The sequence below is a fragment of the Cupriavidus sp. UME77 genome (genome assembly GCF_014170355.1).
Classification (GTDB): domain Bacteria; phylum Pseudomonadota; class Gammaproteobacteria; order Burkholderiales; family Burkholderiaceae; genus Cupriavidus; species Cupriavidus basilensis.
On the sequence record NZ_LZZU01000090.1, the window covers coordinates 182,921 to 200,139 of the forward strand.

A 17,219-nucleotide genomic window follows, 5' to 3' on the forward strand; every position below is an offset into this window, starting at 1 on the left:
GCAGCGCTAGGCGCGTGAGGGCGACGTGTACATTGGTACACGAGCACTCTCGCAACGACGCGATGTGCCCGCCTATGCGTCCGGGTTAGAAGTAGCCTTCTTTCTTGCGGCGTTCCATGGACGCTTCGCTGGTCTGGTCGTCCATCCGCGTCGCACCGCGCTCGGTGATCTCGGTCACGGCCGTCTCGGCGATGATCTCGATCGGCGAGGCCGCAACGCTGGCCACCGGGCAGGTGCAGCTGATGTCGCCCACGGTGCGAAAACGCACCGAGATCACTTCGCTGACGTCGCCGTCCTGCTTCGGCGTGATCGGCGTGACCGGCACCAGCAAGCCGTTCTTCTTCACCACTTCGCGCTGGTGCGCGTAGTAGATCGGGGGCAGCTCAAGCGCTTCGCGGGCGATGTACTGCCACACGTCCAGCTCGGTCCAGTTGGAGATCGGGAACACGCGCATCTGCTCGCCGGCCGCCATGCGGGCGTTGTACAGGCTCCACAGTTCCGGGCGCTGGGCCTTCGGGTCCCATTGGCCGAATTCGTCGCGGAAGGAGAAGATGCGTTCCTTGGCACGCGCCTTTTCTTCGTCGCGGCGGGCACCGCCCATCAGCGCGTCGTACTTGTTGGCTTCGATGGTTTCCAGCAGCGTCACGGCTTGCGCGGCATTGCGCGAGTCGGTTTCCTTGCGCAGGCGCACGGTGCCGCGCTTGATGGAATCTTCCACATGGCCCACCACCAGGCGCGCGCCAAGCTCGGCCACGCGCTGGTCACGGAAGCGGATCACTTCCGGGTAGTTGTGGCCGGTGTCGATATGCACCAGCGGGAACGGCAGTTCGGTCTTGCGATCGCCCAGGCGGAAGGCCTTGAGCGCCAGGTGCAGCATGACGATGGAGTCCTTGCCGCCCGAGAACAGCAGCGCCGGGTTGCGGCACTCCGCCACCACCTCGCGGATGATGTAGATGGATTCCGCCTCGAGCTTGTCGAGGTGATCGTTTTGCACTTGCAGCAGGTGCGCCACTTCCGGCGCGCCGGTCAGTTCGTTCATGATGCCCATTTCGTCTGGCCTCAATGCTTGATGTTCTGTTCGTGAAGCCCGCACTCTTTCGAGTCCTTGCTCTCCCACCACCACCGCCCGGCGCGTACATCCTCGCCAGCGCGCACGGCGCGCGTACAAGGCTCGCAGCCGATGCTGGGGTAACCCTTGGCATGCAGCGCGTTGACCGGCACGTTGTGGCGCTTCAGGTAAGCCCACACCTCGGACTCGCTCCAGTCGGCGAGCGGGTTGAACTTGGGAATGCCGCGTGCCTCGTCCATTTCCTCGAACGGCAGCTCCGAGCGCGTCACCGCCTGCTCGCGGCGCTGGCCGGTCAGCCAGGCGTCCGCGTGGGACAGCGCGCGGTTCAGCGGCTCCACCTTGCGGATGCCGCAGCAGCTCTTGCGCAGGTCCACGCTGTCGTAGAACGCATTCAGGCCGTGGTTCTTCAGGTAGTTCTCCACCGCCTCGGGGTCCGGCGTGAAGCGCTCGATGTCGTAGCCGTAATGTGCCTTGACCTCATCGAGCACCGCCAGCGTCTCGGCATGCAGGCGCCCGGTTTGCAGCGTGAACACGCGAATGCCGGCGCGCACGGCCTCGGTGCCGCGCAGGATGGCATCGGTCACCACCATGTCTTCGGCCGCCAGGCTGGACGCAAAGCGGGCGCGGAAAAAGCGGCCGGCGATCTGCGCCAGGCGCAGGCCCAGCGCACGCTCCTTGGCCTCCAGATCCGCCACGCTGCCGGTGTACTCCGGCGCGGTCCACAGCGCCGGGGGGCGCAGTGACGAGACCGGAGCCTCGACGATTGCAATCTCGCTCATGCCGTTTCCTTGCCCAGCGCTTCGGCGCGGTTGCGGCGGAAAAGCGGCAGCGGCTCATCCACCGACGCCTGGTAGGCCACGGTGAACTCGGTGAAGCCCTTGATGGCGTCATCGATGTTCTTGTCCGCGCGCACCGCAAAGGCGTCAAAGCCGCAGCGCTTCATGAAGTTCAGCTGGTCGCGCAGCACGTCGCCAATGGCGCGCAGCTGGCCGGTCCAGTTGTAACGGGTGCGCAGCAGGTAGGCGGTGGAAAAACCACGGCCATCGCGGAACACGGGGAAATCCACCGCCACCACGGCCACGCTGGCAAACGCGGCCTGCGCGTCGGCCGGCTCGTCTTCCGGCGCCAGCCAGATGCCGGTGATGTCGGCAGCGCGGCCAGCCAGCACGCCGTCCTTGTGTGCCAGCCATGCGGTCAGCGGGAACAGCACAGCGTCCTTGCCTTGCGCGGCGGCGACGATCTGTTCGTCGGTCAGGGCCGCGCCCTCGGCGCCGCGCAGCACCGTCCATGCGTCATCGATGATGACCGGAACCGGGTTGGCGCCTTCGCCGCGTTGCAGTTGAATAATCTTTGCCATGTCGTTATCTCCGGTGCTCAGGCTTCGGCGCGTTCGCGTTGTTTGTCGGCGTAGACGCGTTCCTTGAACGGGGCGATGCCGATACGGCCCAGCACGTCGATGAAGCGTTCGTCTTCATGGCGGTTGGCCACATAGGTGTCGATGATGTGCGACACCACGTCCGGCATTTCCTCAGCCTTGAACGACGGGCCAATCACCTTGCCGATGGCGCTCTGGTTGCCTTGCGCGCCGCCCAGCGTAACCTGGTACCACTCCTCGCCGTCCTTATCCACGCCCAGCACGCCGATGTTGCCAACGTGGTGGTGGCCGCAAGCGTTGATGCAACCCGAGATATTGAGCGAGATCTCGCCCAGGTCGTGCACGTAGTCCAGGTTGTCGAAACGCTCCTGGATGGCCAGCGCGATGGGGATCGACTTGGCATTGGCCAGCGAGCAGAAATCGCCGCCCGGGCAGGCGATGATGTCGGTCAGCAGGCCGATGTTGGCGGTAGCCAGGCCGCCCTTCTTGGCCTCTTGCCACAGCGCGTACAGGTCGCGCTTCTTCACGTCCGGCAGCACCAGGTTCTGCTCGTGCGCCACGCGCAGCTCGCCGTAGCCGTAGCGGTCGGCCAGGTCAGCCACCAGGTCGATCTGCGCATCGGTGGCATCTCCCGGGGGCGATGCCGGGCCGGGCTTGGTCGACAGCGTGATCGCCGCGTAGCCCGGCACCTTGTGCGCATGCACGCTGCGGCTCACCCAGCGGGCAAAGGCCTTGTCTTCCAGCAGGTGCTTTTCATACGAAGCGTCGGTGTCCGGCAGCTTGTCGTAGGCCGGGGGCGCGAAATACTGCGCCACGCGGTCGAACTCGGCCTGCGTGATGGTGGCGGGACCACCCTTGCTGTGCTGCCATTCTTCCTCGACTTCCTGCGCGAACTTCTCCGCGCCGATAGCCTTCACCAGGATCTTGATGCGCGCCTTGTACTTGTTGTCGCGGCGTCCATAGCGGTTGTACACGCGAATGGCCGATTCCACGTACGACAGCAGATGCTGCCAAGGCAGGTCGTCCTTGATCACCGAACCCAGGATCGGGGTGCGGCCCAGGCCGCCGCCGGCCAGGATGCGCAGGCGCGTTTCGCCTTCGGCGTTGCGGTAAGCGTAGATGCCGATATCGTGCATCTGCACCACGGCGCGGTCATCGGCCGAAGCGGAGATGGCGATCTTGAACTTACGCGGCAGGAACGCAAATTCCGGCTGGAACGTGCTCCACTGGCGCAGCAGCTCAGCCAGCACGCGCGGGTCCACGGACTCATCGGGCGCGACGCCAGCGAAGTGGTCGGTGGTGATGTTGCGCACGCAGTTGCCGGAGGTCTGGATGCCGTGCATCTCGACGCTGGCCAGTTCGGCCAGCACGTCGGGCACGCGCTCCAGCTCCATCCAGTTGTACTGGATGTTCTGGCGGGTGGAGAAGTGGCCATAGCCGCGGTCATACTCGCGCGCGATATGGCCCAGCATGCGCATCTGCTTGCTCGACAGCAAGCCGTACGGAATCGCCACGCGCAGCATGTAGGCATGGCGCTGCATGTACAGGCCGTTTTGCAGGCGCAGCGGCAGGAACTCTTCCTCGGACAGTTCGTCGGACAGGCGGCGGCGCACCTGGTCACGGAACTGGGCTACGCGTTCGTTGACGATGCGCTGGTCGTATTGGTCGTACTGATACATGGTGTGGGTCCGTTCAGTATTCGTTAAATTCAGGAGACGAGCTTGATGGCCACCAGCGTCAGCGTGGTAGCCAGCGCGGCGCGCACCAGCCGCTCGGGCAACGCCCGCGACAGTTGCGCGCCCAGCCAGATGCCGGGGATCGAGCCCACCAGCAAGGCCAGCAAAAGGGTCCAGTTCACCGTGCCCAGCCACACATGGCCCAGGCCCGCAAGCGCCGTCAACGGGACGGCGTAGGCGATATCGGTGCCCGCCACTTCGGCAGGCTTCATGCGGGGATAGAGCAGCAGGATCAAGGTGGCGCCCACCGCACCGGCGCCGATCGAGGACACCGTCACCAGCACGCCAATCACGGCGCCCACCACGATGGTGGCAATGGTCTGGGCACGGCCTTCAAGCTGGAACTGGGGGTTGCGGGACAGCCACGCCAGCAGCTGCCTGCGGAACAACAGCGACAATACCGTCAGGATCACCGACACGCCGATGGTCATGCGGATGGCGTGCAGCCACTGCGCGTTAAGCTCGCCGGCGCTCTTGAGCACCAGGATGGCCACCACCGCGGCCGGCAGGCTGCCGATGCACAGGCGGCGCACCACCTGCCACTGCACATGGCCGTGGGCGCGGTGCGCCAGCGTGCCGAAACCCTTGGTGATGGCGGCAAAAGCCAGGTCGGTGCCAACCGCCGTGGCCGGCGAAAAGCCGAACAGCAGCGTCAGCAGCGGCGTCATGAGCGAACCCCCGCCTACCCCGGTCAGACCGACGAGGACGCCTACTAGCAGACCGGAAACGGTATAGGCAAGAGACATTGGGGTTCACCGGGCCGGTAAGCGCCCGTTGCTGCCTAAAAGTGAGGCAAGCACACGGAGGTTCCGACCGTTCATTAACAAAGTTCGAGAATCGTAATAAACTGCCCTCATATCTCAAACTAATAAGAAGTTGTTTGTTTATACGAACACAGTTATATGAACCTGCATCAGTTCCGCTTTGTGCGCGAAGCCGTACGTCAGAACTACAACCTGACTGAAGCCGCTAAAGCGCTCTACACGTCACAACCCGGTGTCTCCAAGGCCATCATCGAGCTGGAAGAAGAGCTCGGCGTGGACATCTTTACGCGCCACGGCAAGCGCATCCGCAGCCTGACGGAGCCCGGCCGCCGCATCCTGGAGTCGGTAGAAAAGATCCTGCAAGAAGTGGAAAGCCTGAAACGCGTAGGCAAGGACTACGCCGCCCAGGACCAGGGCAACTTCACCATCGCCACCACCCACACGCAGGCGCGCTACGCCCTGCCCCGGGTGATCGCGGAGTTTACCAAGCGCTACCCCAAGGTGCGCCTATCCATACAACAGGGCAACCCCGCCCAGATCGCCGACATGGTGCTGCACGACCACGCCGACATCGGGATCGCCACCGAAGGCATCTCGGCCGACAAAAACCTCATCTCCCTGCCCGGCTACCAATGGCAGCACGTGGTCGTCATGCCCCCCGACCACCCCCTGCTAGAAAAGAAGCACCTGGCGCTGGAAGACCTGATGGGTTACCCACTCATCACTTACGACCCCAACTTCGCCGGCCGCCCCAAGATCGACAAAGCCTTCGAGCTGCGCCACCTCAAGCCCGACATCATCCTGGAAGCCATCGACGCCGACGTCATCAAGACCTATGTGGAAATCGGCCTGGGCGTGGGCATCGTCGCCGGCGTCGCCTTTGACGCCGAGCGCGACCGCAACCTGCGCGGCATCCCCGCCGGGCACCTGTTCGGCACCAATGTGACGCACCTGGCGGTGAAGCAAGGCGCCTACCTGCGCAGCTTTGTGTATACCTTTATTGAGCTGTTCTCCCCAACGCTCAACCGCAAGCTGGTAGAACAAGCCATGTCGGGCGACCACGAAGCCTACGAACTCTGACGCATCACCCCTACCCAATCCTGCGCGGCTGACCATATAGAGACAGAGAGACAGCCACCAGCCGCGCCATGCCAGCCCCGCCACGGCGCCCCGGATATGCCACCGGCGCAACGCGGGGACGGATCACCTTGAATGGCCAACCCCGGTTGGCCAGACTTATCAGCACAACGCAGCACAACCCATTGGCCGCCCCAGGCAGCCAGAAAGACCCTATGACAGAGCAAGCTACCATCCACTGGACCGAAAACGGCGAAGAACGCAGCGCAAACTGGCAATCCGAAGCCGGCACGCCCCCGCCCAAGCGCGTCGTCATCGCTGACGACACCACCACCGGCGACACCGCCTACCGCCTCGCCTGCGAAGGCACCGCCATGCTCTGGCGCGGCGACTTCCAAAACGCCCGCCAACTGCTGCAAGCGCTGGCCCGCCGCGCCGACAAGCCCAAGAAAGCCGCCAAGGCATCCAAGGTGCCCAAGGCCAAGCCCACCCCCACCGAAGCCTTCCACCTGCACCGCCAGGCCCAGTCCCAGCGCGCCCGCACGCTCTCCATGCTGCTGCTGCCCTTTGACGCCGACCACCTCGTGCCCCTGCGCCGCTCCCCCGATGTGCGCGAAGCCTGCCTCGAAGCCTACGGCGAGGTCGACGCCCCCTACGTGGCATCCATGCGCGAACTCCTCGGCCTGATCGGCGCCCACGAGTGGCGTAAAAAAGGCGTGGAAATCCCCGCCCTGGCCGAACGCATCCACCCCTACTACGGCGTGTTCTCCCCCGTACGCGGCGAATACATCGACCTGGTCGCCAAGGCCCAGCTACCCGCCGGCGCCCTCAACCTCGCCTTCGACATCGGCACCGGCACCGGCGTGCTGGCCGCCCTGCTAGCCCAGCGCGGCGTCAAACGCGTGATCGCCACCGACATGGACCCGCGCGCACTCGCCTGCGCCAGCGACAACATCCACCGCCTGAAGGCCGCCGCCCAGGTCGAAGTGGTGGAAGCCGACCTCTTCCCCGAAGGCCGCGCCCCGCTGGTGGTGTGCAACCCGCCGTGGGTGCCGGCACGCCCCAACTCGCCGATTGAACGCGCCGTGTATGACCCGGACTGCCAGATGCTGAAGGGCTTTATCGCCGGGCTGGCCGATCACCTGGAACCCAAGGGCGAAGGCTGGCTGCTGCTGTCGGACCTGGCCGAACACCTGGGCCTGCGCACGCGGGACCAGTTGCTGGGCTGGATCGATGCAGCCGGGCTGAAGGTGCTGGGGCGGCTGGAGGTCAAGCCCAACCACCCGAAGGCAGCGGACATGACCGACCCGCTGCACGCTGCGCGTGCGGCAGAGGTGACTTCGTTGTGGCGCTTGGGTATCAAGTAAGCTGCGGCTGATAAACCGGGCGACGCTCGTCGCCTTGGTCTGAAGACAACCAGAGCCTTTAATGTTGCGCTCTGTTGTCTCCCCTCTCCCGCCCTGCGGGAGAGGGGCGGGGGAGAGGGCGGGAGCCCGCAAGAGCGACACCCATCCAACCTGCGAAGGCCCCTCCCCGGCCCCTCCACACGACGCGCGCACTCAAAACGCGATAGGCGGATCAAAGGCATCGATCTCCGTCACCCAGCCGTCCCTCTCCCCACATCGGACGCGTGAAGCCGGTATCGCCTTCGCAGCCTGCTGGACAAGCACGCACCTTTCCCCCGGCAGGGGGTATCGGATGGATGGTCGCTCCGAAAGCATCAAGTCTTCCATTGCGCCCTAGAGTTGCGCGTAGATGTAGATCATCCCCTTATCACCTCGCTGATACCCGGCGCGCTCGCCTAAAGAAGTCTCTGAGGCGCATAAATCGACCGGCACTATCATGCGCGCCTCAAAATGTTTCGCCATTCAACCTGATGCCAAGTACACAGGATGACGCTTGTTCGACTAGATACCTGCCGTCGATCCGATGCACAACATGAACGGTCGCAGGGGCATGTCTACGGTAGTGCAGAATCGTCAGTATCAGACCCGCCAGCAAGACGAATTCCAAGGAAAACAAGACCGCCGCATCGCGGTGAATCGTTGGGCTCGGTAACCCAGGGGCTAGCGGCCTTAGCTGAAATAGCACCCACACGAGGGGCAATGCAATGGCGTTGAAGACGCCAAGTGCAACAGGCAGGCTGCGAGGAATGCGCCAGGCGAATCCTGCCGCGCCCAACGCCAACCCGATGATTAGCAGGCACCCCAAGGCAAAGGGCTTCGACACAGCCAGCCACGCCGGCAGAAACCAGCCTAGCAGCAGGCCGAGCGCCAGCATGCTCCCGGCAAGCAAAGCAAGGCGCAAGGTCTTGCGTTCATCGAGACGTGCGCGCAGCTTGGCCGCCCAGGATTGCACAGGTGTCGATACCAGCTTTACGTGGTTGTCTGCGCTGATCTCCAGCGCGATCCATTTTGCTTCGAACGCCACGATTTTCCCATGCGCATTGACGGCGTATTGGGCACGGCTGCCATCGTGAAAGTGAATGTCATGCGAAACCATGCCGGCCACACCCGTCATGTCATGTTCAATGACCTGGGCCGGGTCACCGATGTCCATGCTCGCCACGCGGTCCAAACGCAGCGTCACCGGCTCGGTGGGATAGGCAACCCCCATCACGCCGGCACTCACGATGCCATAAAGACCGCCGTCTGCACGCAGCATGACTCGCTTCGCAACCTTGGCGGCGATCATTCCCGTCTCCATATCAGCCAGTTCAGGGGACCAGGACAGGCAGGAAAAATCGCGCATCTGACTATGCCCCCGCACTCGTGTCGGTGTTCGCAATCAATTGGCAGCCACACTCTGAGCGGTCCCCCTCGCATGCCACGACGCCGCCTTCGACCGTTAGCCCGGAGCTCGACTCCACGATCTTGTTAGTGCCGTGCGGCCGGCCATCCGGGTAGCCGAGCGGGCACCTGACGAGGTCACCCAGGCGCGCCAATGGCTGGCCGTCCAGAAAATCGCTGGCGGACCCACGGATGACTTCGCCGCCATGCGTGGTCTTATCGCCTTTCTTGATGCGTTTCTTTGGCATTTGGATTGGCTTGGCGACTATTGGGTGACCACCACTTCGACACGCCGGTTTGCAGCGCGACCAGCGATGGTCTTGTTATCGCCAACGGGTTCGCTATCGCCCTTGCCAATCGCTTCGAGCCGGCCCTTGGCGACCCCTTGACTTGCAAGACACTCACTGACGACGGCGGCGCGTTCTTCGGATAACGCCTGATTGGACGCAAAGCGCACGCTCTTGATGGGCTGGTTGTCGCTGTGGCCGATCACTTGCACCTTGCCTTGCACCTTGTTGATTTCTCTGGCCACCTTGTTGAGCGCTGGCAACAGTCGCTTGTTCACATCAGCCTGACCGGCACGGAACATGTCATCGCCCCGGAATACCACGGTGGTGTCCCGGTCGTTGTCATGGACCGCCACCACGCCGCGTGCGATCTCATCCTTGAGCAATTCGGCCAGATGCAGCGCCTGGGGCAGCGGTGGCGGCGTCATCCTGCCAATGGCCTCGATCTGCCGCACCAATTCATTCTGCCTGAGCAGCAAATCGTATTTCATCCAAGCGAACAACCCCAAGGCAACTAGGGCAAGCACCGAAGCCGTCGCCCACGGCGACACGCTGTACAGATGGCGAAAGCGCCCCGGCGGCGCGGGTTCAATGTGCGGCGACAGTTCGTTGGGGACGGGGCCGTAGTGCTTCAGCAGCAAGTCGTACAAGCGCTGCCGAATCGTGTAATGCTGCCGGTCTCCGTCGGTCATCCCGCGATAACGCCCCATGAATCCCAGGGACATCAAATGGTAGATCAGTTGGAGGACCGCAATATGCTCGTGGGGCGATTCCACCAAGCGGCCCAGCACTTGGTATACCTTCTCGCCGCCCTGATTGTCCTGGTGGTGTTGAACCAGCAGACTGTGGTTGGCCCACCAGCCCTGTCCCCATTCGTGCTGCAAGGCTACGTCGTCCAGCGCCGTGCAGATGGCATAGTGCGAGGCAATGACATGTTCGCGCTTGACGTTGGCGCGCTCGACCAGTGCCTTGAACGTGTCGAGCTCTTCGTTGATCAACTCGCGCAGACGTTCCGTTTCCGCCGGCGCCATGCGCTCCGGTAGGTCGCACAGACAGCGAACCAAGCGCCGTGCTGCCTCCAATATTGGATTCTGGGCACGCTGCACATCGGCGAAACGCTGCTCAAAAGTTCGCGTCGGCTGCGAATCGTTACCGGCTGCCGGTTTGTTGCCCGGCTCGGGCGAGGGGATGCCTTGAGGGTCCATGTCGGCCATCTTGCTTACACGCCGTTCGTGACCGGATGGGGCTCATCAGTCACCGTGTAACCCAAGTCGCGCAGCTTCTGCTTGACCAGCTCGCGCTGCTCCTTGGAATAAGTCACGTCGTCCTCGATCTTGAACGGCACGTCGATGTTCAGCGTCTTGACAAGGATGTTCAGCGCGTAGTCGCGGGCGCGTAGATAGCGCAGTTCTTCGGGCGTCATGGCCGATTCGCTGCCATCCGCGTTATAGCGGCGCAGTCCGATATCCTTGATCGGCATGGGGTCGTTCAGCACGGGAATCAGCACCGGCACAAATTTCGGTGTGCGCCATGCGCGGAACTGGTAGAAGATCATGAGTGGGTCCCTTTTCCCGTCACGGTCATCCGCACCCAGCGCACGCGTCATCAGTTCCATGCTGCCGGGGTCCTCCAGCAGCGCGAGGCCGAAGACCGCGCCGACGCGCACCCCGTAGTTTTTTGCCGCTAGATAGGGCTTCAGATCGGCGATGCGCTGCTCCGGTGGCACGGGGATTTGCGCCATCGTGAGCAGGAGATCCCTGTCGCCTTCTTTTGCAGGTGGTCGCATCTGCCCCTTCAGAATTGGGTAAACCTCGGAACGAGGGTTCTCGATCAGGCCAAGTACGCTTGCTTGACCTCCTCCTTGACTAAAGCCTTGCGCCAATAACATCGCCGATTCAAGCGTGGGAACTTTCCGCAGAAAGCCGTAGGCAATTTCCATTGTGGTACTACTCGTTCTTGGATCGCTCACGATAGCGCGGACTTCCAGCACGATGGCATTCTGTTGCCGACGAACATAGGCGTAAGCGTCATCCCACTGCTCGTGGTCGATCATTTGTGCCAGGCTAGGCATATTCGTTTGCTCCTGTATGACTTGATCTTGCGCAGCACACACCTGTGGTACCGCTACGGTGCAGGTGAGCAGCAGACTCAGGCAAAAACGCCTTGCCCAGCGTTGTCGGACGGTGGTGACCATACGCTGCTCAAGAGTTCGCGGCGGCGGAATCCAGCGAGGCGTCGGCTTGACGCCTTCGGCTCGCGTCGGCTGCGAATCGTTACCGGCTGCCGGTTTGTTAGCCGGCTCGGGCGAGGGGATGCCTTGCGGGTCCATGGCGGCCATCTTTCTTAGACTCCGTTCGTGACCGGATGAGGCTCATCGGTCGCCGTGTAGCCCAAGTCGCGCAGCTTCTGCTTGACCAACTCGCGTTGCTCCTTGGAATAGGTTACGTCGTCCTCGATCTTGAACGGCACGTCGATGTTCAGCGTCTTGACAATGATGTTCAGCGCGTAGTCGCGGGCGCGTAGATAGCGCAGTTCATCTGGCGTCATGGCCGATTCGCTGCCATCCGCGTTATAGCGGCGCAGTCCGATATCCTTGATCGGCATGGGGTCGTTCAGCACGGGAATCAGCACCGGCACAAATTTCGGCGTGCGCCATGCGCGGAACTGATAGAAGATCACGAGCGGGACTTCCTTCTTGCCGCGAACCCCCGAACCTAGGGCGCGTGCCATCAACTCCATACTGCCGGGGTCGTCCAGCAGCGCGAGGCCGAAGACCGCGCCGACCCGCACTCCATAGTCCTTTGCTCCCACATAGGGCTTCAGGTCGGCAATGCGCTGCTCCGGTGGCATCGGCATCTGTGCCATGGTAAGTAGAAGGTTTTTGTTTTCTTCCTCTTTTGGTGATTGCAACTTTGCCTTGAGAATCGGGTAGACCTCGGCACGGGGGTTTTCGATCAGGCCGAATACGCTGTTGTCTCTACCGCCCTCTCCCAGCCCATGCGCCAACAAAAGAGCTGATTCCAGCGTAGGCACCTTTCGCAGAAAGCTATAGGCAATGTCTCTCGTGGTGCTGCTTGTGTTTGGGTCATCCGCGATAGCGCGGATTTCCGGCACGATCGCATTCTGTTGCCGGCGAACATAGGCATAAGCTTCATCCCACTGCCGGTGGTTGATCATTTGTGCCAGGCTAGGCATATTCGGTTGCTCCTGTATGACTTGATCTTGCGCAGCCCATGTTTGTGGCAATGCAATGGTGCTGGCAAGCAGCAGACTCAGGCAAAAACGCCTTGCCCAGCGTTGTCGGACGGTGGTGACCATGCCGTTTTCTTCTCCGTTGACGATTCAGACTTGTTGAGTAGTGCGATCCTGCGTGCCGTTACAATTTCAGAAAATGGATCGCTTGACACAACCTTCGGCACCGTCTTGCAGCACAGCATCTTGCCGCCCACATGCCAGCCATTGCCAACATCCTGTTGCCGTCCTCGTTGCCGGGTATTGGCGTCCAGTGGACCGATGCCGTTCAAACCGGTATAGACATACATCAGCATCCGGCGGGACCAGAAATCCTCCAGGTTGTGGCGTTCATCCCTGCCTTGAATTTGCACTTGAACATCGTCCCCCTCGGGGTTATGCGTTGCGGGGTGCCACAGTCCGAGAAAATGCCCGATCTCGTGGGCGAACGTCTGGATGAGCTGATCCTGACTGGAAGGCTGGCCGCCATGCATCTGCTCGGCGGCCACCAGGGCGGTATTGCAAAGCCCCCAGCCAATGCCACTACCGATTGTGGATTCCACCACATACATGTTCAGATGCCTCGCCTTGCGATTCAGATTGGTCACCGCGGGGAACTCGTTCACCGCAGGTTGCCCGTTTTTGGCAGGCTTGACGGTCATCGCCCCTGCCTGCGTCAAGTCGATGGTGTCATTCAGCCATTGCTCGACCTCAAAGCGAATCCCCGCTGCCCGCCAGATGTCATTGATCTTGTTGAAGATGGGTTCGAGCTTTGGACGCTGAAGGGACGGAGGAACCCGTGGAATCTCCGGCCTGCCGGCCTGCCCAATAGACACAAAATGCACCGCCACAGCAACGTTGATGGGGTCGTAGACCTGCACAGCCAGGGTGTGCAGTAGTGGCCCAGTGGAACTGCCGAAGCGCACTTCAATACTGGCCGTTCGTGGAGACGCTGCTTCTCCGCCACGTACCCCTGACAGTTCGATCAAGTCACCCGTCGCCTGACTGATCTTGACCGTGCTCTCATCCGTGCTGACGAAGCTCAGCGGCACGCTTGCCCCGACATGCAGGCGCAGCAGCAACAGGTCAATTCTCTGTCCAGCCATCAGGCTCACGATTGGCCCGTCATGCTCCCGGTAGCCGCGCTCGTCCAGTTCGGGCCTGCCCGGATGAAAGGTGGTCGATTCGTTGTACCGCACGAAACGCACCGGTACAAACCGGTGTCCATCGTAGATTTCGCGTGCCAGCGGTTTTGGCGACGGTCCCGGCTTGGCAGATCCGACTGTGCCTTTGTTTTTCGGTTGTGGCGGAGGCGGGACGGTACATGGCTCCATGGTGCCCGGAGGGGCGCTGCCGCCGCCCGCTGCCAGCTTGGCGACGAAGTCGGGGTGAAACTGCTTGACGCTCGAGCCAGTGAGATCGCGGTGAAAGCCAAACGATTGCGACGGATCGATCTTGCTATCGGCGAGTTCGTGCCGCTCAATTTCGCCATTGGGCTCAAAGCCACTGTCCACCTGAAAGCGCAGGATCGCGTCCTCGATTTCGATGTGGTCCAACTTGTCATCGGGAATCTGCGACACAGCCACTTGCCCGGGACGTACGGACCGATAAGGCTTGTCGTAGTAACCCAGCACCATCAGGCGACGCTTGGCACCCTGGATGCCCATCGTCGTTGTGCCGTCGGTCTTCTCGTCATCGCTGTAGTCACGCGCGGTCAACTGGATCAGCGTGCCAAGAATCTCCAGTTCGCCTGTGATGCCAGGTTGCAGGCCCGGCAAGAGAATCTTGCCGTTGGCCTCTGTCGTGCCTTCGCTATCCGTTTGTCCAGGGATGCGCAGTTTGTAGCTGAGGCCAGCCAACCCGCGCTCGGCTTCAGTCCGGGAGATACCCGGAAACAGCTGGAAATAGATGCGCAATGGGCGCAGCGGTATCGCCACCTTGCACACCGCGCCGCCCGGCTTGAGGGTCAACTCCGGATACGATGCAGGCTGCGCGGGCGTTGTTGCGGGCGGCTTTTGCGAAGGATGTGTGGAATGGGTTGCCATAAGCGGTCTTATATAATTTCAATCTTTACGGTTTCGCCGAACTCGGCTAGCTTGAGCGCAGTCTCCCCCTGCGCATTGGTCACGCCTTCGATGAGGCTGCCATCGGCGCGCGTAATGCGGTACGACTGGTGCGGTGCAAGGTGGTCAGTGCCATCCCAATGCAGCTTGTAGAAGCCCTCGTAACCTTTGCCGAAGCTCGGCATCGGCACGCTGGCAGTCTTCGGGCCGGTCAATTGCTTGCTGCCCGCGCGAACCGTCCATGCGCCACTGGTGCCGCTCTCGATGCCGCTGGGCGTCATGCGGTAGTAAGTGCCTCCAACGTTGAACACGATCTCCTTGGCGGCGGTGACTTCGATCCTGCCTTCGGTGCTGGTGACCTTCAGGGTGTCGCGCGCCACGACTTCCATTTCGTTGTCTTGCGCCTGCACCGCGACTTTGCCCTTGCGGGCGATCAGCTTCACGTCTTCGGTATGGCCGCACAGCGAGACACCTTTGGCCGCGCTGCCGACAATGCTGTGACCCGCAGAAATAGACAAATGCTTGCCGGTGGTCAGCGCCGTATGGTCGCCGCTGTGCAGGTGTGTGGTCTTCGGTGTCGTACTGGCGATCCCGGCAGGACTCGCCATGACCATCATCGGCTGTGACAGTTCGCCCAGCGCTTCGCCTGTGCCCTTGATGGCGTCGTTCTGTTCGGCAATGGCCTGCGCCACATTCTTCTGTTCATCGGTCTGCGCGAGTGCCGCCACGCTGGCATCCAGCACGTTGCGGGCTTCGGCCAGTGCCTGTTCCAGCCGGCGGATCGTTTCCTGCATTGCCAGCACATGGCCGTCTGCCTTGCGTCGGGCCTCGGTGGTAATCAGCATCCCGTCTGCGCGGATGGCCCCCTTGTCATCGGTGCGCAGCTCGAAGCCCTCGCCGCGCTTTTCCTTGCGCCCCTGCCAATCGTTCACGCGGACGTTGTGGCCGAGCGCCAGCGGCTGTTCTGGTGGGCCGAGGCGACCTGCACCTGCTGCTGGCCCTGCGTGTCGTCATAAAGCGTCTGGTTGCGGCCTTCGCCGAATAACTCTTTACTCTGGTAGCCGGACAGCGCGTGCTGATCCGGCAGGTTCCACGCCGGTAGATTTTCCTGATTGTTCACCACCCCGACGATGATCGGCCGATCCGGATCGCCGCCCAGGTAGGCCACAACGACCTCCTGTCCGATGCGCGGCAGGTGCGTGTTGCCGAAGCGGCTTCCCGACGCAAAATTGGCGACGCGAATCCAGCAGGAACTGTTCTCGTCGTTGTTGCCGTAGCGGTCCCAGGCAAACTCGCAGCGCACGCGACCGAAACTGTCGGTCCAGATTTCCTGATTGGCCGGACCGGTGACCTTCGCGACATGCGTGCCGCCGATGTGGGGCTTCTTGACCCATTCGGGCCGGAACATCTCGCGGGTCGGCTGTGCCTCGAATTCCACCTCGCAGCGCCATTGCTGGCCGCTGCCGGAGAACTCGCCCACATCCTCGATCAGCAGGCGTGTATCGAAAATCAGGTACTCGCAGTTGGACTTCCTGCGCAGGGAGCGCGCGAGCGTGAACGTATTGCCCGGCGCCATCGCGCGGACATTCCCCTTGCCGCGCACACGGTGTCCATGCTGCCGGATGGCTTCCATGCGGATGCGCGCCCGCATGTCGCCCTCGGCGCGGGCTTGCTTGCCGCCCATGGGCTCGGCGTGGTCACCCGGCCAGTCGAACAATTCGTAGGTCGAATGGCTGGTGTCGCGCGGATCTTCGGCAGACACGTTGAGGTCAGCGCGCGGTTGCTTGAAATCGTAATCTCCGTGCGTCCATTTGCCGGTGATCAACCGGTCGCGCGCCTCAAACTGATAGAGGTGTTCTTCGTCAACCCGGTCAGAGGATGGATACCAGCTAATGGTGTGATACGCGGCACTGGGAATGACCTTGAAAGCCCCGTTGCCATCGGTCAGCACCAGGCGGTGGTGACCATCTGAATGCTCGAAGAAAAACGATATGCCCCATTCCGCGAGCAGGCGCCGCACGAATTGGTAATCGGTTTCACCGGCCTGCAATTGATATTCGCGCTGAGGATATTGGCTATCCAGCAGGCGACGCTCGACGGGGAAGGTGTAGTTGCTGAGTACCGCTTCGACGATTTCCAATACGGTCATGTTCTGGAACCGCTTGTAGTTGCTCGTCAGTGTTGCCAGCCACAGCCACGGACGCAGGGTCAACCGGTACAGAATGCGCTCGTTGTCATAGAACGGCCCCCGAACTTCGGTGACGAGGCCGGTGATTTCCCGCGTGCCCTGACCCAGGCCACCGGCTTGGCCGGTGCCAGATCCGTCCAGTTCAATACTGACGGTGAGTTCCTTGCCCTGCATGGCTTCCATATCAAGGTCGCCTGCCGGGCCGTAAAGGGCATTGCGGTCGTCGGGGGTCTTTAACTCCAGTTCGTACTCGAAAAGGGTGTTAATGCCCTCAGTACCGGATATGCGGGAAAACAATAACAGCGGCTGTCCCATCAGTTCCGGCAACCCCTCACCGGACACGGTGACGGTACGAGAAAAGAGCGGCAAGCGGTTACCCATGCAAGTAAGCTCCGTGATGTCAGGCGCCCTCGGCGCATTCCTGACGCAACGCGAAAAAAACCCGGCCACCTTACGTGACTTGGGCTCCCGAAAAAAATCCGCTACTCCGATGCATTTAGCTTCACAAGCCTATCGGCTTGGAAACGGGGGTGTCTATGAGACTATTCTGGAATTGAACCCAGACAATTCGCAGTAATGCGGAAATTGCAGAGATCTTGGATGGCACTGCGAACAAGCATGCCGCCAATTCGGCTACCCA

At 62.0% G+C, this 17,219-nt stretch carries 15 protein-coding genes; 2 read left to right on the forward strand and 13 right to left on the reverse strand.

Annotation, left to right across the window (positions count from 1 at the left end):
* Nucleotides 1-85: 85 nt before the first annotated feature.
* Genes cysD through A9975_RS34585 form a run of 5 tightly spaced genes read right to left on the reverse strand, consistent with a single transcriptional unit; the run spans nt 86 to nt 4,926 of the window.
* Complete coding sequence (cysD, locus tag A9975_RS34565; RefSeq protein WP_174427934.1) at nt 86-1,048, reverse strand: sulfate adenylyltransferase subunit CysD; 963 nt, start codon at nt 1,046-1,048, stop codon at nt 86-88.
* Nucleotides 1,049-1,059: 11 nt separating this feature from the next.
* Nucleotides 1,060-1,848: a phosphoadenylyl-sulfate reductase gene (locus A9975_RS34570; protein WP_183036656.1), complete on the reverse strand. Its 789-nt coding sequence runs from the start codon at nt 1,846-1,848 to the stop codon at nt 1,060-1,062.
* A complete protein-coding gene (locus A9975_RS34575) occupies nt 1,845-2,426 on the reverse strand; it encodes a DUF934 domain-containing protein (RefSeq protein ID WP_183036657.1) in 582 nt (193 codons plus the stop codon). The genes A9975_RS34570 and A9975_RS34575 overlap by 4 nt, the downstream gene beginning before the upstream one ends.
* 17 nt (nt 2,427-2,443) lie before the next feature.
* Nucleotides 2,444-4,123 carry a nitrite/sulfite reductase gene (locus tag A9975_RS34580; RefSeq protein ID WP_183036658.1) on the reverse strand — a complete coding sequence of 560 codons (1,680 nt, stop codon included), beginning with the start codon at nt 4,121-4,123 and terminating at the stop codon, nt 2,444-2,446.
* Between the two features lie 29 nt (nt 4,124-4,152).
* Entirely contained in the window at nt 4,153-4,926 is a 774-nt protein-coding gene (locus A9975_RS34585) for a sulfite exporter TauE/SafE family protein (protein ID WP_183036659.1), read from the reverse strand.
* A gap of 156 nt (nt 4,927-5,082) precedes the next feature.
* Here A9975_RS34585 and A9975_RS34590 point away from each other — a divergent pair, with 156 nt between their 5' ends.
* Together A9975_RS34590 and A9975_RS34595 are read left to right on the forward strand one after the other, a co-directional pair.
* Nucleotides 5,083-6,024 (forward strand): CysB family HTH-type transcriptional regulator, encoded by a 942-nt coding sequence (locus A9975_RS34590; protein ID WP_183036660.1) that lies wholly within the window; start codon nt 5,083-5,085, stop codon nt 6,022-6,024.
* A gap of 212 nt (nt 6,025-6,236) precedes the next feature.
* The gene (locus tag A9975_RS34595; RefSeq protein WP_183036661.1) at nt 6,237-7,388 is read left to right on the forward strand and encodes a class I SAM-dependent methyltransferase; all 1,152 of its coding nucleotides are present in this window, start codon (nt 6,237-6,239) and stop codon (nt 7,386-7,388) included.
* Between the two features lie 484 nt (nt 7,389-7,872).
* Here the strand turns inward: A9975_RS34595 and A9975_RS34600 are convergent, their stop codons facing one another.
* The 8 genes from A9975_RS34600 to A9975_RS38395 are packed head-to-tail and all read right to left on the reverse strand — an operon-like array spanning nt 7,873 to nt 16,960.
* Complete coding sequence (locus tag A9975_RS34600; protein WP_183036662.1) at nt 7,873-8,772, reverse strand: hypothetical protein; 900 nt, start codon at nt 8,770-8,772, stop codon at nt 7,873-7,875.
* A gap of 4 nt (nt 8,773-8,776) precedes the next feature.
* A complete protein-coding gene (locus A9975_RS34605; RefSeq protein WP_183036663.1) occupies nt 8,777-9,058 on the reverse strand; it encodes a PAAR domain-containing protein in 282 nt (93 codons plus the stop codon).
* Between the two features lie 17 nt (nt 9,059-9,075).
* Nucleotides 9,076-10,311 (reverse strand): type VI secretion system protein TssL, long form, encoded by a 1,236-nt coding sequence (tssL, locus tag A9975_RS34610; RefSeq protein WP_183036664.1) that lies wholly within the window; start codon nt 10,309-10,311, stop codon nt 9,076-9,078.
* 5 nt (nt 10,312-10,316) lie between these two features.
* Complete coding sequence (locus A9975_RS34615) at nt 10,317-11,435, reverse strand: hypothetical protein (protein WP_183036665.1); 1,119 nt, start codon at nt 11,433-11,435, stop codon at nt 10,317-10,319.
* Between the two features lie 5 nt (nt 11,436-11,440).
* Complete coding sequence (locus A9975_RS34620) at nt 11,441-12,415, reverse strand: hypothetical protein (protein ID WP_183036666.1); 975 nt, start codon at nt 12,413-12,415, stop codon at nt 11,441-11,443.
* Nucleotides 12,370-14,373 (reverse strand): zinc-dependent metalloprotease family protein, encoded by a 2,004-nt coding sequence (locus A9975_RS34625; RefSeq protein WP_183036667.1) that lies wholly within the window; start codon nt 14,371-14,373, stop codon nt 12,370-12,372. Before A9975_RS34625 ends, A9975_RS34620 begins: the two co-directional genes overlap by 46 nt.
* An 8-nt stretch (nt 14,374-14,381) precedes the next feature.
* On the reverse strand, nt 14,382-15,323 hold the full coding sequence (locus A9975_RS38390; protein ID WP_370565967.1) for a DUF2345 domain-containing protein: 942 nt from the start codon (nt 15,321-15,323) through the stop codon (nt 14,382-14,384).
* Nucleotides 15,320-16,960 carry a type VI secretion system Vgr family protein gene (locus A9975_RS38395; protein ID WP_255504212.1) on the reverse strand — a complete coding sequence of 547 codons (1,641 nt, stop codon included), beginning with the start codon at nt 16,958-16,960 and terminating at the stop codon, nt 15,320-15,322. Before A9975_RS38395 ends, A9975_RS38390 begins: the two co-directional genes overlap by 4 nt.
* Nucleotides 16,961-17,219: the final 259 nt, after the last annotated feature.

Excerpts from the sequence above, each read along its gene's own strand:
- cysD (WP_174427934.1), bottom strand. The coding sequence starts at position 1,048 with ATGGGCATCATGAACGAACTGACCGGCGCGCCGGAAGTGGCGCACCTG.
- A9975_RS34570 (WP_183036656.1), bottom strand. The coding sequence starts at position 1,848 with ATGAGCGAGATTGCAATCGTCGAGGCTCCGGTCTCGTCACTGCGCCCC.
- A9975_RS34575 (WP_183036657.1), bottom strand. The coding sequence starts at position 2,426 with ATGGCAAAGATTATTCAACTGCAACGCGGCGAAGGCGCCAACCCGGTT.
- A9975_RS34580 (WP_183036658.1), bottom strand. The coding sequence starts at position 4,123 with ATGTATCAGTACGACCAATACGACCAGCGCATCGTCAACGAACGCGTA.
- A9975_RS34585 (WP_183036659.1), bottom strand. The coding sequence starts at position 4,926 with ATGTCTCTTGCCTATACCGTTTCCGGTCTGCTAGTAGGCGTCCTCGTC.
- A9975_RS34590 (WP_183036660.1), top strand. The coding sequence starts at position 5,083 with ATGAACCTGCATCAGTTCCGCTTTGTGCGCGAAGCCGTACGTCAGAAC.
- A9975_RS34595 (WP_183036661.1), top strand. The coding sequence starts at position 6,237 with ATGACAGAGCAAGCTACCATCCACTGGACCGAAAACGGCGAAGAACGC.
- A9975_RS34600 (WP_183036662.1), bottom strand. The coding sequence starts at position 8,772 with ATGCGCGATTTTTCCTGCCTGTCCTGGTCCCCTGAACTGGCTGATATG.
- A9975_RS34605 (WP_183036663.1), bottom strand. The coding sequence starts at position 9,058 with ATGCCAAAGAAACGCATCAAGAAAGGCGATAAGACCACGCATGGCGGC.
- tssL (WP_183036664.1), bottom strand. The coding sequence starts at position 10,311 with ATGGCCGACATGGACCCTCAAGGCATCCCCTCGCCCGAGCCGGGCAAC.
- A9975_RS34615 (WP_183036665.1), bottom strand. The coding sequence starts at position 11,435 with ATGGCCGCCATGGACCCGCAAGGCATCCCCTCGCCCGAGCCGGCTAAC.
- A9975_RS34620 (WP_183036666.1), bottom strand. The coding sequence starts at position 12,415 with ATGGTCACCACCGTCCGACAACGCTGGGCAAGGCGTTTTTGCCTGAGT.
- A9975_RS34625 (WP_183036667.1), bottom strand. The coding sequence starts at position 14,373 with ATGGCAACCCATTCCACACATCCTTCGCAAAAGCCGCCCGCAACAACG.
- A9975_RS38395 (WP_255504212.1), bottom strand. The coding sequence starts at position 16,960 with ATGGGTAACCGCTTGCCGCTCTTTTCTCGTACCGTCACCGTGTCCGGT.